Source organism: Serratia sp. CY47444, from assembly GCF_052168635.1.
GTDB classification, from domain to species: Bacteria; Pseudomonadota; Gammaproteobacteria; order Enterobacterales; family Enterobacteriaceae; genus Serratia; species Serratia bockelmannii.
Map to the genome: position 1 here is coordinate 83,771 of NZ_JBJNMH010000014.1, position 20,400 is coordinate 104,170.

Consider the following 20,400-nt stretch of genomic DNA (forward strand, 5'->3'; position numbering starts at 1 on the left):
AACCCGGCGCGGGGAAAGGCTTATCCAGCCTGAGCCAGATCGCTGTGCAGGCGCTTGCGCCACACCGGTTTGGTGTCCCAACGGGCGAAGTGTTTCGCCTCTTTACCCGGCTGCACCTGATGCCACATGTCTTCTTGCCACCGGATCGGTTCCTTTCCTCGCAACGTTGGACGGGTCTGTTTAATCGTCCGTTGCAAGACGCTCGCTTCTTCCGCAGAAATGTTCGGCGCCTGTCTGGCGGCGTCCAGCGCACGGCTTCCCAGCGGCGCCATCACCTGATACAACACGTTGACCTGCTGCAGCGTCGCTTGCTGATTAGTGCTCATCCCCTTACCCGACCAACCGTCGAAGTTTTCACCGGGATCGTCCCCCTGCGCACGATACTCATTACCAGGCCCCTCGACGATGTTCCATCCTTGCCAGGTCACCAGAGTGTGTAATCCATCGCGATCCTGCAGGTTTTTATTCTTGATCTGTGTGATCACCTCGGCACGGTTTGGCACACCGATCAGGTTCATAAACTCGTCCAGCGCGTTCCAATGCTGCCCCGCCACCAGACCATTCCAGACATTACGCAAACAGTTCCAAGGAATGGTGTGATGCCAGGTCAGCGTGATAAGCGGTTTGGTTGACGCATGTTGCCAACGGCTCGGTTCACTGCCCCGATCGCCTCTAATGATCCCATCGACTTCTAATGGCATAGCTGCCCCTCTTCTGGCTGAGATGAAGAATATGCGCAAGGCCGGTGACCCGGGTGGCATAAAAACGTCAGCTAAAATCGTAGCAGCTCACACTGAGATGGCAATAAAACGCAAGGCACGCTCTGCCGCAGACCGGCAACCGCAGAGCGCGCCCGAAAACGGTGGGCTTAAGAGGGATTATCTGACCACCATCACCGAAATATTGGCATGGCGAACGATGGCGGCGGCGTTAGATCCCAGCAGATAGGTTTTCACGCTCGGGCGCCGTGAACCGATAATGATCAGGTCGGCGTCGATCTCTTCCGCCAGTTCCAACACCTGATCGCGCGCAGAACCGAAGCTGACGGTGTAATTAAGGCGATCCAACGGCAGATCGATTTCCGACATGATTTTCTTCAGTTTGTCCACCGCCTTCACCTCCGCCTGATTCTCAAATTCCTTGAGACCGAACGAATAGGCAGTAACAAAAGCCGAGGCATCCGGTAGCGCATGGAAGAAATGCACTTTAGCGCCGGACATCTTCGCCAAATATTCCACATGCTTCAGCGCATGCTCGGTCAACAGATCCTCTTCAATATCGATCGGCACTAAAATAGTCTTGTACATATCACATCCTTTCTATGTAAACCGGGTGCCAACAGAATACTGCCGCGTACGGGCGCGGTGAATCGCTTTATCACGCTTTTGTGATCGGGGGGTAAATACTGATAAGGATAGCTTTTAATTTAACAAAATATAAACATCACACCGATAACGGATAGGCGATTAATTATTTATTTCTCGAGATTAAATCAGCTGTAAATAAACCGCTTTGGCGGTGGCGGCGGTCTTATTGGCGACAGAAAGTTTTTTAATCGAGTTGCCTATGTGGAAATTGATCGTGCGCTCGCTCACCCCCATCAACAGCGCGATCTCTTCCGCCGTTTTCCCTTCGCTGCACCAGCGTAAAATGTCTTTTTCGCGCAGCGTCAGCACGTCTTTTATCGCGTCGTCGTTCACCGATATCAAGGCTTCACGCAGCGTTTTATGGGCGGTTTGCGCCAGCCAAAGGAAAAAGGTTTCATTTGCCGCACGCGCTTGTGGCGTTTGCTCCGGTAGCGCTGTGCCGGCAAACGTCAGGATCCCCAGCCTGCCATAGCAATCCTTGACCGACTGCGACCAACCGGCGCACAGGCCAAACTGCGCCATACGTCGCCAAAGCGTCGGCCGATCGTGATAAAAACGTTCGTCCCACTGGAACTGCAGCGTGGAATGGTGAGCGCGCTCAATGACCGGATCCTGCAAATACACCCGCTGCCGCCGATAATCTTCGAGATACTCTGCTGAAAAATTACCTTCGATCAGCATCTTGGGGCGGCTGGCCGGATAACAGGAAAACACGATGTAGGAGAAATAATCAAACCCCAACGCCTCGGCGCAGGGCCCCAGTTGCGTCAGAAAGCATTCGCGATCGGCCAGGCTGCCAATCACCTCCGCCATGAGCCGTTGAGTGCGGGTATCCATAACGCAGGTTCTCCATATAGCGATGCCGATTATCGATAGGTCAGACTCACTATAGAATATCGCCGCCCGGCGCCAGTAGCCGTTTCATATAATAAAAAATACCAACGCTATAACGAAAACAGCTATTCCCCTCAAAATAAGCCTTTTTATTGCGCCGAACAGGAAAACTACGCGAATAGCATAATCCCTTCAGGACGTAAACCTGTCATTTCTACCGTTAGACAGCCAGGACACCGCCAATTACTTTCCAAACAGGCACCCGGTGCCGCCGTAAATCCAAAGAGATAATAAGCATTTGCGAATTTCGCATGGCATACAGTGACGGGGATTTTCTATGGCAGAAAGTAATGCGGCAATTCAATCGGCTGCGATTATCGGCGCGGGAACGATGGGCAGAGGCATCGCTTATCTTTTCGCGCAAAAAGGCATTCGTACGGTGCTTTATAATCGCAACGGCAATACCCTCAATCAGGCTCGCGAATATATCGCGCAAGACCTGAACAAGAAAGTCGAACAGGGCAAGATCGCGCTGCAGGATAAAAGCTCAGTGCTGGCCAATCTGGTGTTCTCGACGGCGCTTGTGGCTATCGCCGACAGCGAGTTGGTGATAGAAACCATCGCCGAGCATGAACAAACCAAACTTGAGGTGTTGGCGGCCATCGCCGCGGTGGTCAAGCCCGATACGCTGATCGCCACCAATACCTCCTCACTGTCGCTTAACAAGCTGGCAACCGCGGTGACGCACAGCGAGCGGTTTATCGGTTTGCACTTTTTCAACCCTGCGCCGCTGATGAAACTGATTGAAATCATCCCGGCCTACTTTACCGCACACGCCACCACGGAACGTTGCCGTCAACTGGTGGCCGCGTTGGGGAAACGCGATGTCGTCTGTCAGGCCACGCCGGGGTTTATCGTCAACCGCATGGCCCGCCCCTACTACCTGGAAGGGTTCCGCCTGTTGGAAGAGCACGTGGCGCGCGCGCCGCAGATCGACCGTGCCCTCAAGGCCGGCGGACACTTCCGCATGGGGCCGCTCGAGCTGACCGATTTTATCGGCCAGGACATCAACTATCAGGTCAGCCGGCAAATCTGGCAGGACATGCAATACGACCCGCGCTATACCCCCGGCCATCTGCAGCGTTCGCTGGTCGATGCCGGTCTGTTGGGGAAAAAGAACGGCCGCTCCTATTTTACCGCCGAAGAAACCGCCCCGCCAGTGACGGCCGCCATCGATGCAGACGTCGAGACGCTGCGCGTTTACGGCGAACACCCTTTTTTTACCCTGTTGCAACAGCGAGCCGCACGTCAGTGGCCACAGCTGCGCGTGGAACAACGGCCGGCCTTAGCGAGCCTGGGGCCGGCCGTCCAGATCAATGACGCATTCACCGTCAGCATCACCGATGGCCGCACGGCGAGCCAGTTAGCCGAGCAGACGACGGCTGACGCTTTTGTGGTCGACATCGCCCTGAACTACGCCGACACGGCGTATCTGGTTGCGGCGCACAATCGCTATGCCTCTGCGGCCAATAAGGCGCTGTTTTTACGCCTGCTGCACACTGCGATCCCGCAGGTTGAATTTATCAAAGACTCCCCGGCGCTGATCGTCGCTCGTGTCCTCAGCAGCCTGATCAATGAGTCGGTGATCATGGTGGAAAGCGGCGTTTGCAGCCGGGAAGACATTGATGTCGCCGCCGTCGCGGGCGTTAACTACGCCGGCGGCATTTTCGACTGGCTCGGCAAACTGGGGGAGAAAAACGTCAGGACGACGCTGAGCAATCTGGCGCAGCTGCTGCACGCAGCGCGCTATGCGCCGCATTACACCCTTCTGCACGCCGCGCAACCGGCGCTGACGACCACGCCTTGAGGAGCCATGATGAACATTAACGATGACGGCGTTTATCTGATCGACGGCACGCGCACGGCGATCGGCGCCTATGGCGGCAGCCTGGCGCATACCCGCCCCGACGACATGGCGGCGACGATCATTCGCGGCCTGCTGCAGCGCCATCCGGCGGCGGAAGCGAATCTGGACGAAGTGGTTCTGGGCTGCGCCAATCAGTCCGGCGAAGACAACCGCAACGTCGCTCGCATGGCAACACTGCTTTCCGGGTTGGACCCGTCGGTGCCGGCCATCACCCTCAACCGCCTTTGCGCATCCGGGTTGGATGCGGTGATCTACGCCGCGGCGAAAATCCGCAGCGGTCTTAGCGAACTGGTTTTGGCCGGCGGTGTGGAAAGCATGAGCCGCGCACCCTATGTGCTGAGCAAGGGCGAAACGCCGTTCGACAAAGGCGTGAAGCTGTATGACACCACGTTGGGATGGCGCTTCGTCAATCCGCGGCTGGCGGAGCGCTACGGCAGCGACCCGCTGGGCATCACGGCGGAAAACGTGGCCCAACGGCAACATATCTCACGCGAGGAACAGGACCTGTTCGCGCTGGCCTCGCAGCAAAAGGCCCGCCGGGCGATCGACAGCGGCCGGCTGGCGCGGGAAATCACGCCCGTGGACGTGCCGGCGGATCGTAAAAACACCCGCACATTCGCGCAGGATGAATTTCCCCGGCTCAGCACGTTGCAACAGCTGCAGGCGCTGAAACCGGCGTTCTCCGCCGGCGGTTCGGTCACGGCGGGCAATGCTTCCGGCATCAACGACGGCGCCGCCGCGCTGCTATTGGCTTCCGGTCGCTACGTGAAACGCCAGGGCTGGCAACCGCTGGCGGAGATCGGCGACAGCGCGGCCGCCGGCGTTGAACCGGCGCTGATGGGGCTGGGGCCGATCGCCTCCACCGAGCGCTTACTGCAGCGCGGCGGGTTCACCTTGAACGACTTCGACATCATCGAGATTAACGAAGCGTTCGCCTCACAGGTTCTGGCGGCGCTGAAACACTGGCGCATCGACGCCAACGACGCGCGGGTCAACCCGAACGGCGGCGCCATCGCGCTCGGTCATCCGCTGGGGATGTCCGGTGCGCGCCTGGTGCTGTCGGCGGCGCTGGAATTACGCGACCGACAGGCAAGCAACGCATTGGTGACGATGTGCGTCGGCGTCGGTCAGGGCCTGTCATTAAACCTTAAAGCCGTTTAACACAAGGAACATACGATGAGCGTACTGAACATTCTTGAAGAAAAGCTGGCGGAAACCAAAAAACAGGGGCGTTTTCGCGAGTTTCTCAACCTTGAACGCGGCGTGCAGGACAAACCCTGGGCCACCAGCCACGGGCACCACGGCGAGCGCCGTCTCAACGTCTGGTGCTCGAACGACTATCTGGCAATGAGCCACCACCCCAAAGTGCTGCTGGCCACCACCGACGCGGTTAACCGGGTCGGGCTGGGCACCTGCGGCGCCCGCAGCATTTCCGGCACCTCGGTCTACCACAGCGAGCTGGAAACGCTGCTGGCCAGCGCCTACGGCAAAGAGTCGGCGCTGCTGTTCACCACCGGTTTCGGCGCCAACGACGCCACCTTATCCACCCTGTGCGACGCCATTCCCGATCTGATCGTGTTCTCCGACGAACTGAATCACGCCTCGATGATTTACGGGATTCGCTACAGTAAAGCGGAGAAAAAAATCTTCCGCCACAATGATGTAGCACACCTCGCCGAGCTGCTGCAGGCCGCCGATCCGGCGCGGCCAAAGCTGATTGCCTTCGAGTCGCTGTATTCCATGGACGGTGACTTTGCTCCCCTGGCGCAGATCGTGGCGCTGGCGGAACAGTATCAGGCGCTGACCTATCTCGACGAAATTCATTCGGCCGGCGTGTATGGCGAACGGGGATTGGGCTATGCCGAACAGCTGGGCCTGTTGGATAAAATCACTATTATCCAAGGCGGATTCGGCAAGTCTTACGGTGCGGCGGGTGGCTATATCGCCGCGCCCCGCTCGGTGGTGGAAGCGGTGCGCAGTTGGGCGCCGGCATTCGTCTTCAGCACCTCGTCACCGGCGCCGGTGGTAGCCGCCGCGTTGGCCAGTTTTAAATACAACCTCGAGCATGACACCCAGCGCAAGCACCTGCTGGCGATCGTCGATCACCTGAAAACCGGCCTGCGCGCCGCCGGCATCCCGCTGGTGTCGGCAGACAGCCATATCCTGCCGCTGCTGGTCGGCGATCCGCACCGCAACAAACACATCAGTAAAGTGCTGCTCGATGAGCATGATATTTACGTGCAACCGGTCAATGCCCCGACGGTGCCTGCAGGCAGCGAGCGACTACGGGTAACGCCGACCTCGGCACATTCCCATGCCGACGTGGAGACCTTCCTGGCGGCACTAGGCCGGGTCTGGGCAGCGAACGATCTGCGGAGGGCAGGATGAAGTTAGCGGATTATAACGGCCATCTGATCACGCTCTGCCTGATGGCGACCGGTACCTTCGCCATCGGCACCGACGCTTTTATCGTCGCCGGCGTACTCAGCGATATTTCCGACACCTTTGCCGTCAGCCCCGCGCAAGCGGGGCAGTTGATATCGGTATTCGCGCTGGCCTATATGCTGTTCGCCCCCCTCACCGCCTGGCTGCTGGGCAACGTCAACCGCAAGCATATCCTGCAGTTGGCGCTGGTGCTGTTCATCGCCGGCAACCTGGCCTGCGCCTGGGCCACCAGCTATCTGCAGATCGCGTTCGGCAGAGTGCTGGCGGCATTGGGGGCGGCCTGTTACACGCCGCAGGCCGCCGCCGCCGCGGTGGGACTGGTGGCGGAAAAACGCCGCGGCCTGGCTATTTCCATCGTCTATGGCGGCATGACGTTGGCTATTGCGCTCGGCATTCCGTTCGGTACCTTTCTCGCCAAACTGATCGGCTGGCGTGAAATCTTTCTGTTCATCGCCCTGCTGGGGGCGATTGCGCTGCTGGGCCTGTCGTTGGCGCTGCGCGCCATTGCGCCATCGGGCAAGCATTCGCTGAAAGAGCGGCTCGCCCCGCTGCGGCAAAAGGCGGTGCTGACTACGCTGCTGATCACCTTTTTTGCCGTTTGCTCGGAACACATCGTCTACAGCTACGTCAGCGTGTTGCTGAAAAACACCCAGTTCGGCCCTGAGGCGATCCTGCCCCTCGCGTTGCTGGTGTTCGGCATTGGCGCGGTGATCGGCAATTTTGCCTCCGGCGCGTTAACCGATGCCCTCGGCAGCAAGTTCGTGCTGCTGTTTTCCGTGGCGATCCAGACGCTGTCTCTGTTTTTGCTGGCCTTTTATGTCACCTCGCCCTGGTGGGTACTGGCCATCTTCCTCGTCTGGGGCATTACCGGCTGGATGTACCTAGTACCGATCCAGCATCACCTGTTGTCGCTATCGAAACGCTTTGGCGCGCTGACCGTGTCGCTCAACAGCTCGGTGTTGTACGCCGGCATCGCGGCGGGCGGGATGCTGGGCGGCCTGACGCTCTACGCGTTGCCGGCCTATTACCTGCCGCTGTTTTCGCTGCCGCTCGGCGCCATCGCCCTGCTGCTGACGCTGTTGTTTTTCCGGGGAGAAGCCAGCGATGAGTGAAGTTCTTCCGGTGCTTTATGAGCGCCATGGCGCGCAGGTTGCGGTCATCACCCTTAATCGGCCGGAAAAAAAGAACGCCATCAACCTGCAGATGGCCGAGTTGATCCGCACCTACCTGCGGCGGGCGGATAACGATGACTCGGTGCGAGCGATCGTGCTGGCCGGCCACCCGGCGGTATTTTCCGCCGGCATGGATATCAACGCCTTTCATCAGGGTGAACTGCCCATCGTCACGCCGGAGGGGTTTGGCGGGCTGATCCATGCACAGATTGCCAAGGTGATCATCGCCGCCGTTGACGGCATCGCGTACGGAGGCGGATTTGAGCTGGCGCTGGCGTGCGATCTGCTCGTCGCCGGCCAGAACGCACGCTTCAGCTTCCCCGAAACCGGGCTCGGGTTAGTCGCCGCACAAGGTGGGTGCGCGCGCTTGCCGACGCGTATCTCCCCCTATGTCGCGCTCGACTGGCTGCTGACCGGCAGAACCGTCGGCGCACAGGAGGCGCTGTCACACGGCGCCATTTCCCGTATCAGCGAGGGGACGGCCCGGGAAGAAGCGCTGCGCATCGCCGAACAGATCGCCGGAAAAGATCTTGCTGCCAGCCAAGCGGTGAAGGCCATCGTGCGCCAGGGGCTGGCACGGCAAGAAGCCCCCTCATTCGATTTTCAACAAGGCCCGGTCGAGCGCCTGCGTCAGGCCGCCGCCCGCCGATAATGCCCCTGCCGGTTCGTCTGAACCGGCATTTCCCGTTTGTCCTCCACCGCTCATTTTACGCAGCCCGCCTCTCGGCGCTGGGTTACACTGCCGGTAGTCCTAATGCGCTGATAAGGAAAAATAATGCGCCTTTTGCCTCTGCAGACCCCCAGACTGATCCTGCGCCCGTTCACGGCCGACGATCTGCCCCACTTTACCGCCTACCGCAGTCACCCTGACGTGGCGCGCTATCAAAGCTGGAGCGACTACAGCGCCACCGATGCGCAGGCCTTTTTCGAACGGCAACGGCAGCTCGCGTTCAACCGTGACGACAGCTGGTTCCAGCTGGCGGTCGAGCGCCGTGAGGACGGCGCGTTGCTCGGCGATGTCGCGGTGCATTTCTTCGATGAGGGGCGCCAGGCTGAACTGGGCGTGACCTTCGCGCCCAGCCACCAGCGGCAAGGGCTGGCGCGCGAGGCGCTGAGCGCCGTCATCGCTCTGCTGTTCGGGCCGTTGGCGAAGCACCGTATTACTGCGGTGGTGGACACGCGTAATCTTGGCGCCGCCACGCTGTTCGGCAAGTTGGGTTTTCGCCGCGAGGCCTATTGGCGGCAAAACGTGTTTTTCAAAGGCGCATGGGGCGACGAATTCGGCTTTGCCCTGCTGCAAAGCGAATGGCGGGAGAATGCAAGGCATGACGCTGCTGAATAAATACCTTGGGCAATACCAGTTCTCGGAACGGCATGCGATCGCCATCGCCGCGCCGCAGGCTCGGATCCTGGCGGCCGTGGCCGCCTACGATCCCAAGCACGATCGTTTCTTCCGCAGCATGATAGCGCTGCGCGAATTGCCCGCGCGGCTGATGCCACGCGATAAGCCCAGCCCGCCGCCGTTTGGCCTGCATAATTTTTGCCTGCTTGAGCAGGATGACAGCGCGTTGGTCTATGGCCTGATCGGCCGCTTTTGGCAGGCTGAGTACGGTCTGGAGCAGGTCGCTGACGGAGCGGGCTTTCTGGCCTTCGCTCAGCCCGGCGTCGCCAAACTGGCGCTGGGGTATGTCGTGAGTCCCCTCGAGGGTGGGCGCTGCCGTCTGGTGACGGAAACGCGCATCTTCTGCCCCGACGACGCCAGCCGGCGGCGGTTTACCCCGTATTGGTATGCTATTCGCCTGGTGAGCGGGTTGATAAGACGCCGCATGCTGCGCGCCATTAAAACCGCCAGCGAAAAGCGGGTAGTGAATCATTCACCAAGCTGATTCATTTAAGAGCATTCTTAGAGAATGAAAATCATTATCAGCCTATTTTTTAATCACAACAAGATAGTAGTGAGAAGCCATTGACCCCGCCCCCTGCGGGGATTTTTTCGCCTATTTATCGCCTGTTTCAGGAAACGCCTGCATAAACAGGAAGGTGCAAGGCTTGCGCTGATACTGATTGATCTGCGGCACCAGCCGGGTGAAATGCTCGGTCTGACAATGCACGTCCAGGGCGGCGCGGTCCGGCCAGCTTTCGATAAAAATAAAGTGCCCGGGATCCTGCTGGTCGATGCACAGTTCATAACTGATGCACAGCGGCTCTTGACGGGTTTTCGCCACCAGCTCGCGATACCATGGCATAACGGTGTCAATGTGTTCCGGATGGATAAAATCTTCAGCGATGACCTTCAGCATGTTGCGCTCCTGCATTCTGTTTTGCCGTGCTTCACCTTATCGTCCTCACTCCCGAGATGAAAGCGCCCTGCTCCAGGTCTATCACCGGGTTGCCAATTCGGTGATAACGCACACAGATCTCGATCAAAACGCTTGAACGCGCCATAGCCCTGTGTGAACGTTTGATTAACAAAAAAGCAACACACCATTCACTATGGTGATGTCTGCATCAACCTGCCGACCCGATACGCGGCATTTTTTTCGCCCTTAAAGGCCTGACCATTAGTCCTTTAGACCTTTAAGGCTCACGAAAAAAATCCGCTGTGACCGTCGTGTTGAGGGCAACGGCGCCAGGACGGTCCTTATGACCGACGCTTGTCATTCTCAGAAGAGAGGTTATCGCCAGTGAATCACGCCACCTATGCCGTTCCAGCGCTCAACGCCGCCATCCGCAAAACCTGGCGCAGACTGGTGCCCTTGATGTTCGCCATGTACTTCATCGCGTTTATCGACAGGGTTAACGTCGGCTTTGCCAAGGACGCGATGGCTATCGACATCGCGCTGTCGCAATCCGCCTTCGCATTGGGCGCCGGGATATTTTTTGCCGCCTATGCGCTGTTCGGCATCCCGGCCAATCTGCTGATGAACCGCTGGGGCGCCAAACGCTGGCTTAGCGCCACCACCGCACTGTGGGGGGCGCTGTCGGCCTGTACCGGGCTGGTGACCAACGAACAGCAATTTATCATCCTGCGGTTTCTGCTGGGGATCGCCGAAGCCGGCTTTTACCCTGGCATCCTGTTGCTGGCGTCGATCTATTTTCCCAATAAGGTGCGCGCCTCGGTCATTGGCATTTTCGTGCTCGGCGTGCCGGCGGCCCTGACGCTCGGCTCACCGCTGTCGGGGGCATTGCTGGAGATGCACGGCGTGTTGGGTAAACCCGGCTGGTTCTGGATGTTCGTGCTGGAAGGGCTGCCGGCCGTCGCCCTCGGCGTCTTCGCCTTTTTCTATCTCGACGATAACCCTCGGCAGGCTCGCTTTTTGACCGAGGAAGAACGCACGGCATTGGTCACACAGTTGGCTGACGAACAGCAGCAGACTGAAACCAGCAGCGTCAAAGCGGCAATGAGAAGCGGCACCGTTTGGCATCTGGCGTTGATCTACGGCACCCTGCAAATCGGCGTGTACGGCCTGATGTTTTTCCTGCCGTCGCAGGTCGCCTCGCTGATGGGCACCCATCTCGGTTTCAAGGCCTCGCTGGTGGCCGCCATTCCCTGGGCGTTCTCCGCGCTGGGCGTCTATTTCCTGCCGCGCTATGCCGACAGAAAAACCGCCAGAAGATTACCGATCGCCGTGGGGTGCATGGTCGCGGCAGCGCTGGGGTTGGTCGTTTCTTCCTATGCCGGCCCTCTGCTCGCTATCGTCGCCCTGAGCTGCTGCGCAGTCAGTTTCCTGGCGGTACAGCCGATTTTCTGGACGTTTCCCGCGCAGGTGCTCACCGGCCCGGCGCTGGCGGCCGGCATCGGTTTTTGCACCACGCTCGGCGCCGCATTCAGCTTCTTAGCCCCGCTGATCCGCACGGAGGCGGAACAGCGTTTTCACAGCCCGCATGCCGGGCCGCTGGTGCTGGCCGCCTTTTCACTGCTGTGCGCCACGCTGTTGTGGGCGCTCAGAAACCGGCGCGCCGACGTGAGCAAGCAAGACGCAGAGATTGCCGGATAGCGGCGCGTTATTTAGCCATTATTGAACCTGCGGATGGGACACTGGCACTCAGCCCTCTCCCCCGCAGGTATGAAATGGATGAATTGACGCACATTATCGCTAAATACAGCCCGGAACCGGAGATGTTGCTGCTGCTGATTTGCCTGTTCGCGCTGGGAAAATCCGTGATCGTGGTGTCTTCCGCCTTGCCGCCCGCCTCGGTGACGCTGCTGGTAGGCATCCTTGCAGGCAAACACACGCTGCCCCTCGGTGCCGTTTGGGCGGCCATCGCCCTCGGCGCCACGTTGGGATCGATCTTGTCGTTCCACGGCGGCGCGCTGCTGTGCCGCCACGATCTTGGCCGCCGGCTGCCGGCACGCTTTCACACTCCGCTGCACAAAGCGCAACGTTCCTTGCAAAAGCGCGGGCTACCGCTGCTGTTCGCCTCGCGTTTCCTGGCGGTGATGCGCTACACCGTGCCGCTGATGGCCGGCATGCTGCAACTGCCGGCGAGGCACGTCTATGCCACCGCCGCGCTTTCAGCCGCCGTTTGGGCACTCCTCTTGATGTCGGCCGCGCATTTATTCCCCGCTTCTTGACCTGAAAGATTCTTGGGCAAATACCCCATCCCTGCGCCGACGTTGCGCCAGCGCACAGCCTCCCTTGCCGTATAAAGTACGGTGCAACATCGCAGTTTGCGCCAGATCACCTTTCTGAACATCAGTCGAAAAATGCGAATTTTTTTGCAGAATGCGCGCTTAAAACGGCGCCATGAGGGAAAAAACAGAGAAAAGTCTGTGCGTAACACGCTGATTTGGTTGGTGGGTCGTACAGGGTTCGAACCTGTGACCAATTGATTAAGAGTCAACTGCTCTACCGACTGAGCTAACGACCCAACGCGATAAATTGTCCTCCTCGCCAGTGCCGCTGTCAAACGCTTCCACTCATTACTTTTTCTCATGCGATTTTTACAACTCTTTGTTTAATCAACGAGATAAGCCGCATAAGGTCTGTTAATCCCACCTTTTGAAGAGTAATCTTCCGCTCCCTGAACGTCCGATTTGCCTCCTCCGTGTAAAGATTGATCGACTTTTATCCCACGTATAAATGTTGTAAACATGTTGCACAAAGGTGGCGTTATTGCACTACCTTACTAAAGCCGGACCAACCGGATAAATGTATAAAAAAGAGCCACTTCAGAGCTCACGACTTCACTAATGACAGGTAAAACAGGACATCATCAGATGGTAGATCACTCTAAAATAGCGACTGACGCGACGCCCGCTTCAGAAGATCATCTACGGCGAAACCTTACTAACCGACATATTCAACTGATCGCCATCGGCGGCGCCATCGGCACCGGTCTGTTTATGGGCTCCGGTAAAACCATCAGCCTGGCCGGCCCTTCGATCATCTTCGTGTACATGATCATCGGCTTTATGCTGTTCTTCGTGATGCGCGCCATGGGTGAGCTGCTGCTGTCTAACCTGGAATACAAATCGTTCAGCGATTTCGCCGCGGATCTGCTCGGCCCGTGGGCGGGTTTCTTCACCGGCTGGACCTACTGGTTCTGCTGGGTGGTCACCGGCATCGCCGACGTTGTGGCGATCACCGCCTACGCCCAGTTCTGGTTCCCCGGACTGTCACAGTGGATTGCTTCACTGCTGTGCGTGCTGTTGCTGCTCGGCCTTAATCTGGCGACGGTGAAAATGTTCGGCGAAATGGAGTTTTGGTTTGCGATGATCAAAATCGTCGCCATCGTCGGGCTGATCGTCGCCGGGCTGGTGATGATCGCCATGCAGTTCCAATCGCCGACCGGCACCGTGGCCTCATTCACCCATCTGTGGAATGACGGCGGCATGTTCCCGAAAGGCATCAGCGGTTTCTTCGCCGGCTTCCAGATCGCAGTATTCGCCTTCGTCGGCATTGAGCTGGTGGGCACTACCGCCGCGGAAACCAAGGATCCGGAGAAGTCATTGCCGCGCGCCATCAACTCGATTCCGATCCGCATCATCATGTTCTACGTGTTCGCCCTGATCGTCATCATGTCGGTGACGCCGTGGAACTCCGTGGTGCCGGACAAGAGCCCGTTCGTTGAACTGTTCGTGCTGATTGGCCTGCCGGCCGCGGCCAGCGTGATCAACTTCGTGGTGCTAACCTCCGCCGCCTCCTCCGCCAACAGTGGGGTGTTCTCCACCAGCCGCATGCTGTTCGGGCTGGCGCAGGAAGGCGACGCGCCGAAATCGTTCGCCAACCTGTCCAAGCGCGCGGTGCCGGCCAACGGCCTCACCTTCTCCTGCATCTGCCTGCTGGGCGGCGTGGTGCTGATTTACCTGATCCCGAACGTGATGACGGTCTTCACCCTGGTGACCACCGTATCGGCGATTCTGTTCATGTTCGTCTGGACCATCATCCTGTGCTCGTATCTGGTTTACCGCAAACAGCGCCCGGCGCTGCACCAGAAATCGATCTACAAGATGCCTGCCGGCAAGCTGATGTGCTGGGTATGCATGGCGTTCTTCGTGTTCGTGCTGGTGCTGCTGTCGCTGCGCGAAGACACCCGCCAGGCGCTGATCGTCACCCCGCTGTGGTTCATCGTGCTCGGCCTGTCTTACGTGTTCCTGCGCAAGAAGAAAACCGCGTGATGCAAAAAGGGGCGGATCTCTCCGCCCCTTTCTTTCTACGCCTCTGCGCTAATCCGCTTCCGTCGCCACCGCTGCTTTCCCCTTGCGCCGTATGCGCAGCTCGCTGACTACCACCCCAATCACGATCAACGCGCCCCCCAACAACGCCACGCCCGGTAAACGTTCACCGGCGAGCCGCCCGACAATGCCCGCCCAGACCGGTTCGCCGGCGTAAATCACCGTGGCCCGCGTCGGCGAAACGCTGCGCTGCGCCCAGTTCATAGTCAGCTGAATCAAGGCGCTGGCCAGCCCCAGCCCAATGGCGCTGTACAACAGGTAATCCGAATACGGCGGCGGCGACTCGCCGGTCGGCACCATCATCAAAAACGAGGCCAGCGAGGCGGTCGCCAGCTGCACAATGGTCACCCGGCGGATATTGACCTTACCGGCGAAGGCACCGATCAGAATGATCTCTGCCGCCATGCCCAGCGTGCCAGCCAGCGTCAGCATTTCGCCAAGGCTCAGCGTCATGTCCGTGCTGCTCGGTGCCGCCAGCAGCATCAGGCCGGTAAAAGCCAGCAGAATACCGATCCACGACATGATGCCGGGGAACCGCCCCAGTACCAGCCATTGCAATAGCGGCACGATCGGCACGTACATGGCGGTGATGAACGCCGATTGGCTGCTGGTAATCGTCTGCAGACCGACGGTTTGCATGCTGTAGCCGAACATGATCGCCAGCCCGATCAGTACGCCCGCCTTCAGTTCATACAGGGTCAGGCCGCGCAGAACGCGCAGCGAAAACAGCGTCAACGCCAGCGTGGCGGTGGCGAAACGCAGACCGACGAAAAAGAACGGCCCGCTGACTTGCATCGCGTGATGCACCGCCAAAAAGGTGCCGCCCCAGATCATGGTGATGAAAATCAACACCGCTTCCGGCAACCTGATTTGCGGAACCACGGCGGAAATAAAGGATTTTTTTGCTGCTGACACCGGCTTGCCCTTCCTGCTGAGTGCAATATAATGCACAGATCCTGCCAGTATGAGATAAAGTCCGGCGATGAGCAATACGGCGCATAACGCGAAAACCGATCCCCCCAAGGTGCTGCAGTACCTGAGCAGCAATCTGCGCGGCTACCGCCAACAGGCGGGCCTGAGCCAGATGGCGCTGGCCGAACTTTCCGGCGTCAGCCGCCGCATGCTGGCGGGCATCGAGGCCGGCGATCGCAACGTCAGCCTGGCGGTGCTCGACAAGATCGCCGCTGCCCTGAAGATTTCGTTCACCGATCTGATCCAGGCGCCGGAAGCGCGCGGCAACCATCTGGTGGGGGAACTGGCCTGGCAAGGCGCGCAACCGGGCAGCCAGGCGCTGTTCGCCGCCAGCGTGCCGGCGCGCCAACGGGCCGAGCTGTGGGAATGGACGCTGATGCCGGGCGAGCGCTATGACTCTGCGCCGGACGCGGAAGGCTGGAATGAAATGATCTACGTGATTGCCGGTACCCTGACGCTGGAGTTGGAACAAGGCACGCTGACGCTCAGCGCGGGCACCGCACAAACCTTCAACAGCGATCAACGCTACGCCTACGCCAACCACGGCGATCTCCCGCTGCGCTTTATCCGCAACGTCGCCTTCTGACTGCTCGCCAGCCCGCGCCGGCGGCGGGTGTCGTGTCGCTGTCGTGCCGCTGTCGTGGCGCAGCTACCCCGCCCGCCCTACACTGAATGGCAGTGACAGCGAACTCAGGAGTGCACCATGCAAAAGTATCGCATCAGGCCATTACGTCTGGAAAAAGGCTGGTCGCAGGAGCAGCTGGCGACCATCGCCGGCCTCAGCACCCGCACCGTACAGCGGATTGAAAACGGCGAACAGGCCAGCCTGGAAACCTTGACCGCGATCGCTGCCGCGCTGGGCGTGCAGGTCAGCAATCTCAACGCACAGCCGCAACAGACGACAATGGGGGAGGAGACGCCTGACGAACAACGTCTTCGTCGCCAGGTCGCGGCAGAAGGCAAACTGCTGAGCATGGCGGTGCGTTTCGCCGTCATCGGTGCGATATTGCTCGCTGTCAACGTCTTTACCCATCCGCACTATCTCTGGTCGCTGTGGGCGATCGGCGGCATGAGCCTCGCGCTGGTCATGCGGGCGGTGCGCACTCTGCTGCTTCGTAACGTCTTCAGCCGCTGGCAGGAACAGCGGCTGGCGCAAAAACTCAGGCGTCTGCCGTGAGCCTCAACCACTCGGCCAGCCGAGCCAGCGCGCTGCCGGGCACGATCGGCTGCGGCGACAGCAGGTAATAGCCGCTGCCGTCGGGCATAAAACCGAACGGCGCGCTCAACAAGCCGGCGGCCAGATCGTCTCGCACTTGCAGCCACGGGCCCATCGCAATGCCAAGACCGGCGACCGCCGCCTGCAGGCTGAAATAGAAATGATCAAAGCGCTGCTCTGGATGCCCCACCAAGGCCATCCCCTGTTGCTGCGCCCAATGCCACCAGGCATCCGGCCGGGTGGCGGCATGCAGCAGCTTCGCGCCGGGCCGCAAACTCAGCAGGCTGCCCTCAGCGATCGTCATCCTTGCCAATGCCCCGGGTTGGCACACCGGCCCAACCTTTTCACTGAACAGCGCCAGGCTATGCACCTGCTTTCCCCAATCGAAGTCATTGCGCCTGATCGCCGCCGTAATGCCGTCATGGAACGAAAACGGCCCGCCACCGGCCACCAGCTGTAAGTTGATGTCCGGATGCGCCTGCTGAAAAGCCGGCAGACGCGGGATCAGCCAACGCATCAATAAGGTCGGTTCACAGGACAAGACCAGCGACGCGTCGAGCGCCTGCTGACGCAGTTCCAGCGCGGTATGATCCAGAATGCCGAAGGCCTGCTGCGTCGCCTGAAACAGCTTGCGCCCCGCCGCCGTGAGCAGTACCCGCCGATGGCGGCGCTCAAACAACGCCACGCCCAGTTCCTCTTCCAGCGCCCGCACCGCCCGGCTGACGGCGCCATGCGTCAAATTCAGCCCCTGCGCCGCCTGCGTAAAACTTTCCAGCCGCGCGGCGGCCTCGAAGCAGCGCAGTCCGCCCAACGGCAACGGCCTGCCGGTTTTGCGTGAGTTTTTCTCACCGATATTGTCACTATTCATCGTTTGTCACCGAGAAAAATTACTCTTATAAATCAGTCACTCTATTGTTAAACATCGCAAGGATAACTATGACTGAACTCATCGCTGTCGTCACCATTACTTTACTCGCCGTGATAAGCCCAGGGCCGGACTTCGCCATGGTCTCGCGCAACAGTCTGCTGCTCTCACGCCGCGCCGGCATATTGACCGCCTGTGGCATCGGCGCCGGCGTACTGGTTCATGTCAGCTATACGCTGATTGGCGTCGGCGTGTTGATTCAACAATCGCCCTGGTTGTTTAACCTGCTCAAAGGCATCGGCGCCGCTTATCTGATCTATCTTGGCTTTACGCTGCTGCGCAACGCGGCGCATCAGGATGCCACGCCCAGCACCGCGCCGGCCGCCATCAGCGATTTCGGCGCGCTGAAAACCGGCTTTTTCACCAACGCGTTAAACCCGAAAACCACCATTTTCATCGTCAGCCTATTCATGCAGGTCGTCTCTCCGCACACCCCGCTCGGTGTACAAATTGGCTATGGCCTCTTTATTGCCGCCGTCCATGTGTTCTGGTTCGCTGCCGTTGCGTTGCTGTTTTCCGCGCCTGGCGTCAATGCGCGCTTTTTGCGTTTACGCCGCGGCATCGACCGCACCTTTGGCGGGCTGCTGATTGTCTTTGGCGCCCTGTTGGCGATCGCCGGCATCAGGTAACGCCACGACGCCAAGTTCGTCATTCGCTTCTATGCTTATCAGGGTTTTTTGTTAATCATCTGAGCGGGAGTACGAAACATGACGAAACTGTTGGTGCTTTATTACTCAATGTACGGCCACATCGAACGCCTGGCGCAGGCGGTGGCTGAAGGGGCGAACCGTGTCAACGACGTGGACGTGACGATTAAACGCGTGCCGGAAACCATGACGCCGGAGGCCTTCGCCAAAGCCGGGGGCAAGCAACACCAGCAGGCGCCGGTCGCCAGCCCGCAAGAACTGGCGGACTATGACGGCATTATCTTCGGCACGCCAACCCGCTTCGGCAATATGGCCGGGCAAATGCGCACCTTCCTCGATCAAACCGGCGGGCTGTGGGCTTCCGGCGCGCTGTACGGCAAGGTAGGCAGCGTCTTCTCCTCCACCGGCACCGGCGGCGGCCAGGAACACACCATCAGTTCGACCTGGACCACGCTGGCGCACCACGGTTTCATCATCGTACCGATCGGCTATGCGACGCAGGAGCTGTTTGACGTTTCGCAGGTACGCGGCGGCACCCCGTATGGCGCCACCACCATCGCCGGCGCCGACGGTTCGCGGCAGCCGAGTAACGAAGAGCTGACCATTGCCCGTTATCAGGGCGAACACGTGGCTAAAATCACCGCCAAGCTGAAAAGTTAAGCACCCTCCAGCCCCCGTGATCCAAAGGGCCGCGCATTCGCACGGCCCCATCTTGTTGCCAACCCGCCGCAAGGTTAGAATGCCCCTCCCCCGGCCATTCAGCGTCTGAAGGCCAGGCCCGAATTCGTTCTGCCCGTCGCTCATCCGCTTTCAGCCCGAGGACGGGCGTTCTGTTTTTTGCGCACAGCGAAGGGAATAAGTCAGTGTCTAAAGATTTTGATGAACTAATAAGAGACATGGATCTTATTATTGAAAATGTAGACAGCTTCAAGGCTCTGGCTCCGCGCGCGCCCGAGCCGGCTCCGGCCCCGCCGCCGCCGGTTCATCACTACGACTCGTTCTGCGAAAACATCGCGCTGAAAGTCGTCTTGAAGGTGCTGCTGTCTTCGGTGGACAAGATAGTCAAAGTACAGATCGCCAACAAGGTCGAGCAGGAAATCGCGCAGATCGAACAGCAGGTGGTGCGCGCCGGCGGCGGCCCGGTATCACCGGACGATCTGGCGCAGATGACGCATTACGTTCGCCGCACGGTCAACGACCTGCTGGAGTAATCCTCCCCCCTTTGAAACGGCGTCTGTTGGACGCCGTTTTCATTTCTGCCGCATTTCACGTGCGGCTTGGCTGTACCATGACTGACACATTCACAACATGAATATGTTGCATTGTTGTATTCGTTTCACTGCGATAAGTTTATTTTACTGTAAATATATACAGTACTTTTTAACTTATTGAGGATATGAATATGCGCTTTAACAACAAGATGTTGGCCCTGGCCGCCCTGCTGTTCGCCGCACAGGCGTCGGCCGACACGCTCGAATCCATCGACAACTGCGCGGTCGGCTGCCCGACCGGTGGCAGCAGCAACGTGTCTATCGTGCGTCATGCTTATACGTTGAACAACAACAGCACCACCAAGTTCGCCAACTGGGTGGCCTATCACATCACCAAAGACACACCGGCCAGCGGCAAGACGCGCAACTGGAAAACCGATCCGGCGCTCAACCCGGCGGACACGTTAGCGCCCGCCGATTACACCGGCGCCAATGCGGCGCTGAAGGTCGATCGCGGTCATCAGGCGCCGCTGGCTTCGCTGGCGGGCGTTTCCGACTGGGAATCGCTGAACTACCTGTCCAACATCACGCCGCAAAAGTCCGATCTTAACCAGGGCGCCTGGGCGCGGCTGGAAGATCAGGAACGCAAGCTGATCGATCGCGCCGATATCTCCTCGGTCTATACCGTGACCGGGCCGCTGTATGAACGCGATATGGGCAAACTGCCGGGCACCCAGAAAGCGCATACCATCCCCAGCGCCTACTGGAAGGTGATTTTCATCAACAACAGCCCGGCGGTGAACCACTATGCCGCCTTCCTGTTCGATCAGAACACGCCGAAGGGCGCCGATTTCTGCCAGTTCCGCGTGACGGTGGACGAGATCGAGAAGCGTACCGGCCTGATCATCTGGGCCGGTCTGCCGGACGACGTGCAGGCTTCGCTGAAGAGCAAGCCCGGCGTCCTGCCGGAGTTGATGGGCTGCAAAAACTGACGAAAAAACCCGC

General features: G+C 59.2%; 22 protein-coding genes and 1 tRNA gene. 16 read left to right on the top strand and 7 right to left on the bottom strand.

The window, feature by feature from the left end; genetic code table 11:
- Window positions 1–20: 20 nt before the first annotated feature.
- The 3 genes from ACJ8IL_RS17765 to ACJ8IL_RS17775 all read right to left on the bottom strand — a co-directional run bounded on the left by ACJ8IL_RS17765 (window position 21) and on the right by ACJ8IL_RS17775 (window position 2,204).
- Entirely contained in the window at window positions 21–701 is a 681-nt protein-coding gene (locus ACJ8IL_RS17765; RefSeq protein ID WP_025302348.1) for a hypothetical protein, read from the bottom strand.
- A 177-nt stretch (window positions 702–878) separates the two neighbouring features.
- The gene (locus tag ACJ8IL_RS17770; RefSeq protein WP_025302347.1) at window positions 879–1,307 is read right to left on the bottom strand and encodes a universal stress protein; all 429 of its coding nucleotides are present in this window, start codon (window positions 1,305–1,307) and stop codon (window positions 879–881) included.
- A gap of 180 nt (window positions 1,308–1,487) precedes the next feature.
- Window positions 1,488–2,204: a LuxR family transcriptional regulator gene (locus ACJ8IL_RS17775; protein ID WP_025302346.1), complete on the bottom strand. Its 717-nt coding sequence runs from the start codon at window positions 2,202–2,204 to the stop codon at window positions 1,488–1,490.
- A gap of 334 nt (window positions 2,205–2,538) precedes the next feature.
- On the opposite strand from ACJ8IL_RS17775, the gene ACJ8IL_RS17780 reads away from it, so the two are divergent.
- The 7 genes from ACJ8IL_RS17780 to ACJ8IL_RS17810 all read left to right on the top strand — a co-directional run bounded on the left by ACJ8IL_RS17780 (window position 2,539) and on the right by ACJ8IL_RS17810 (window position 9,631).
- Entirely contained in the window at window positions 2,539–4,068 is a 1,530-nt protein-coding gene (locus ACJ8IL_RS17780) for a 3-hydroxyacyl-CoA dehydrogenase NAD-binding domain-containing protein (RefSeq protein WP_197780655.1), read from the top strand.
- A gap of 9 nt (window positions 4,069–4,077) precedes the next feature.
- Window positions 4,078–5,289, top strand: a complete 1,212-nt coding sequence (locus ACJ8IL_RS17785; protein WP_060432848.1) for an acetyl-CoA C-acyltransferase — start codon at window positions 4,078–4,080, stop codon at window positions 5,287–5,289.
- Window positions 5,290–5,304: 15 nt separating this feature from the next.
- Window positions 5,305–6,516 (top strand): 5-aminolevulinate synthase, encoded by a 1,212-nt coding sequence (gene hemA / locus ACJ8IL_RS17790; RefSeq protein ID WP_015377390.1) that lies wholly within the window; start codon window positions 5,305–5,307, stop codon window positions 6,514–6,516.
- Window positions 6,513–7,685 carry an MFS transporter gene (locus tag ACJ8IL_RS17795; RefSeq protein ID WP_043141814.1) on the top strand — a complete coding sequence of 391 codons (1,173 nt, stop codon included), beginning with the start codon at window positions 6,513–6,515 and terminating at the stop codon, window positions 7,683–7,685. The genes hemA and ACJ8IL_RS17795 overlap by 4 nt, the downstream gene beginning before the upstream one ends.
- Complete coding sequence (locus ACJ8IL_RS17800) at window positions 7,678–8,397, top strand: enoyl-CoA hydratase-related protein (protein WP_060432846.1); 720 nt, start codon at window positions 7,678–7,680, stop codon at window positions 8,395–8,397. Before ACJ8IL_RS17795 ends, ACJ8IL_RS17800 begins: the two co-directional genes overlap by 8 nt.
- 123 nt (window positions 8,398–8,520) lie before the next feature.
- Complete coding sequence (locus tag ACJ8IL_RS17805; RefSeq protein WP_043141821.1) at window positions 8,521–9,087, top strand: GNAT family N-acetyltransferase; 567 nt, start codon at window positions 8,521–8,523, stop codon at window positions 9,085–9,087.
- Window positions 9,071–9,631: a hypothetical protein gene (locus tag ACJ8IL_RS17810; RefSeq protein ID WP_147823346.1), complete on the top strand. Its 561-nt coding sequence runs from the start codon at window positions 9,071–9,073 to the stop codon at window positions 9,629–9,631. Before ACJ8IL_RS17805 ends, ACJ8IL_RS17810 begins: the two co-directional genes overlap by 17 nt.
- Window positions 9,632–9,742: 111 nt before the next feature.
- On the opposite strand, the gene ACJ8IL_RS17815 is transcribed toward ACJ8IL_RS17810, so the two are convergent.
- Window positions 9,743–10,045 carry a putative quinol monooxygenase gene (locus ACJ8IL_RS17815; RefSeq protein ID WP_147823345.1) on the bottom strand — a complete coding sequence of 101 codons (303 nt, stop codon included), beginning with the start codon at window positions 10,043–10,045 and terminating at the stop codon, window positions 9,743–9,745.
- Window positions 10,046–10,429: 384 nt separating this feature from the next.
- On the opposite strand from ACJ8IL_RS17815, the gene ACJ8IL_RS17820 reads away from it, so the two are divergent.
- A complete protein-coding gene (locus tag ACJ8IL_RS17820; RefSeq protein WP_025302337.1) occupies window positions 10,430–11,743 on the top strand; it encodes an MFS transporter in 1,314 nt (437 codons plus the stop codon).
- Window positions 11,744–11,817: 74 nt separating this feature from the next.
- Window positions 11,818–12,321, top strand: a complete 504-nt coding sequence (locus ACJ8IL_RS17825) for a DedA family protein (RefSeq protein ID WP_173889920.1) — start codon at window positions 11,818–11,820, stop codon at window positions 12,319–12,321.
- A 220-nt stretch (window positions 12,322–12,541) separates the two neighbouring features.
- On the opposite strand, the gene ACJ8IL_RS17830 is transcribed toward ACJ8IL_RS17825, so the two are convergent.
- Window positions 12,542–12,617: transfer RNA gene (locus ACJ8IL_RS17830), tRNA-Lys, on the bottom strand.
- A 349-nt stretch (window positions 12,618–12,966) separates the two neighbouring features.
- Between ACJ8IL_RS17830 and cycA the strand changes: the two genes are divergently transcribed.
- Window positions 12,967–14,367: a D-serine/D-alanine/glycine transporter gene (cycA, locus tag ACJ8IL_RS17835; protein ID WP_043141829.1), complete on the top strand. Its 1,401-nt coding sequence runs from the start codon at window positions 12,967–12,969 to the stop codon at window positions 14,365–14,367.
- 48 nt (window positions 14,368–14,415) lie between these two features.
- On the opposite strand, the gene ACJ8IL_RS17840 is transcribed toward cycA, so the two are convergent.
- On the bottom strand, window positions 14,416–15,339 hold the full coding sequence (locus ACJ8IL_RS17840) for a DMT family transporter (protein WP_049204275.1): 924 nt from the start codon (window positions 15,337–15,339) through the stop codon (window positions 14,416–14,418).
- 67 nt (window positions 15,340–15,406) lie between these two features.
- Between ACJ8IL_RS17840 and ACJ8IL_RS17845 the strand changes: the two genes are divergently transcribed.
- Window positions 15,407–15,982: a helix-turn-helix domain-containing protein gene (locus tag ACJ8IL_RS17845; RefSeq protein ID WP_043141833.1), complete on the top strand. Its 576-nt coding sequence runs from the start codon at window positions 15,407–15,409 to the stop codon at window positions 15,980–15,982.
- Between the two features lie 117 nt (window positions 15,983–16,099).
- Window positions 16,100–16,573, top strand: coding sequence for a helix-turn-helix domain-containing protein (locus ACJ8IL_RS17850; RefSeq protein WP_025302332.1), 474 nt, complete (start codon window positions 16,100–16,102; stop codon window positions 16,571–16,573).
- Here ACJ8IL_RS17850 and ACJ8IL_RS17855 read toward each other — a convergent pair.
- The gene (locus tag ACJ8IL_RS17855; protein WP_197769775.1) at window positions 16,557–17,480 is read right to left on the bottom strand and encodes a LysR family transcriptional regulator; all 924 of its coding nucleotides are present in this window, start codon (window positions 17,478–17,480) and stop codon (window positions 16,557–16,559) included. The two genes, ACJ8IL_RS17850 and ACJ8IL_RS17855, sit on opposite strands and share 17 nt — an antisense overlap.
- Before the next feature lie 68 nt (window positions 17,481–17,548).
- On the opposite strand from ACJ8IL_RS17855, the gene ACJ8IL_RS17860 reads away from it, so the two are divergent.
- The 4 genes from ACJ8IL_RS17860 (at window position 17,549) to ACJ8IL_RS17875 (ending at window position 20,387) form a co-directional block, all read left to right on the top strand.
- Window positions 17,549–18,166, top strand: coding sequence for a LysE family translocator (locus ACJ8IL_RS17860; RefSeq protein WP_043141841.1), 618 nt, complete (start codon window positions 17,549–17,551; stop codon window positions 18,164–18,166).
- A 78-nt stretch (window positions 18,167–18,244) separates the two neighbouring features.
- Entirely contained in the window at window positions 18,245–18,844 is a 600-nt protein-coding gene (gene wrbA, locus ACJ8IL_RS17865; protein WP_025302329.1) for an NAD(P)H:quinone oxidoreductase, read from the top strand.
- 236 nt (window positions 18,845–19,080) lie between these two features.
- A complete protein-coding gene (locus ACJ8IL_RS17870; protein ID WP_016928271.1) occupies window positions 19,081–19,395 on the top strand; it encodes a hypothetical protein in 315 nt (104 codons plus the stop codon).
- Window positions 19,396–19,586: 191 nt separating this feature from the next.
- Window positions 19,587–20,387, top strand: a complete 801-nt coding sequence (locus ACJ8IL_RS17875) for a DNA/RNA non-specific endonuclease (protein ID WP_015377376.1) — start codon at window positions 19,587–19,589, stop codon at window positions 20,385–20,387.
- The last annotated feature ends 13 nt before the right edge of the window (window positions 20,388–20,400 follow it).

Coding starts and splice junctions, on each gene's coding strand:
- cycA (WP_043141829.1), top strand. CDS start 12,967: ATGGTAGATCACTCTAAAATAGCGACTGACGCGACGCCCGCTTCAGAA.
- ACJ8IL_RS17810 (WP_147823346.1), top strand. CDS start 9,071: ATGACGCTGCTGAATAAATACCTTGGGCAATACCAGTTCTCGGAACGG.
- ACJ8IL_RS17845 (WP_043141833.1), top strand. CDS start 15,407: ATGAGCAATACGGCGCATAACGCGAAAACCGATCCCCCCAAGGTGCTG.
- ACJ8IL_RS17850 (WP_025302332.1), top strand. CDS start 16,100: ATGCAAAAGTATCGCATCAGGCCATTACGTCTGGAAAAAGGCTGGTCG.
- ACJ8IL_RS17785 (WP_060432848.1), top strand. CDS start 4,078: ATGAACATTAACGATGACGGCGTTTATCTGATCGACGGCACGCGCACG.
- hemA (WP_015377390.1), top strand. CDS start 5,305: ATGAGCGTACTGAACATTCTTGAAGAAAAGCTGGCGGAAACCAAAAAA.
- ACJ8IL_RS17765 (WP_025302348.1), bottom strand. CDS start 701: ATGCCATTAGAAGTCGATGGGATCATTAGAGGCGATCGGGGCAGTGAA.
- ACJ8IL_RS17775 (WP_025302346.1), bottom strand. CDS start 2,204: ATGGATACCCGCACTCAACGGCTCATGGCGGAGGTGATTGGCAGCCTG.
- wrbA (WP_025302329.1), top strand. CDS start 18,245: ATGACGAAACTGTTGGTGCTTTATTACTCAATGTACGGCCACATCGAA.
- ACJ8IL_RS17860 (WP_043141841.1), top strand. CDS start 17,549: ATGACTGAACTCATCGCTGTCGTCACCATTACTTTACTCGCCGTGATA.
- ACJ8IL_RS17805 (WP_043141821.1), top strand. CDS start 8,521: ATGCGCCTTTTGCCTCTGCAGACCCCCAGACTGATCCTGCGCCCGTTC.
- ACJ8IL_RS17795 (WP_043141814.1), top strand. CDS start 6,513: ATGAAGTTAGCGGATTATAACGGCCATCTGATCACGCTCTGCCTGATG.
- ACJ8IL_RS17770 (WP_025302347.1), bottom strand. CDS start 1,307: ATGTACAAGACTATTTTAGTGCCGATCGATATTGAAGAGGATCTGTTG.
- ACJ8IL_RS17815 (WP_147823345.1), bottom strand. CDS start 10,045: ATGCTGAAGGTCATCGCTGAAGATTTTATCCATCCGGAACACATTGAC.
- ACJ8IL_RS17875 (WP_015377376.1), top strand. CDS start 19,587: ATGCGCTTTAACAACAAGATGTTGGCCCTGGCCGCCCTGCTGTTCGCC.
- ACJ8IL_RS17855 (WP_197769775.1), bottom strand. CDS start 17,480: ATGAATAGTGACAATATCGGTGAGAAAAACTCACGCAAAACCGGCAGG.
- ACJ8IL_RS17780 (WP_197780655.1), top strand. CDS start 2,539: ATGGCAGAAAGTAATGCGGCAATTCAATCGGCTGCGATTATCGGCGCG.
- ACJ8IL_RS17800 (WP_060432846.1), top strand. CDS start 7,678: ATGAGTGAAGTTCTTCCGGTGCTTTATGAGCGCCATGGCGCGCAGGTT.
- ACJ8IL_RS17870 (WP_016928271.1), top strand. CDS start 19,081: ATGGATCTTATTATTGAAAATGTAGACAGCTTCAAGGCTCTGGCTCCG.
- ACJ8IL_RS17825 (WP_173889920.1), top strand. CDS start 11,818: ATGGATGAATTGACGCACATTATCGCTAAATACAGCCCGGAACCGGAG.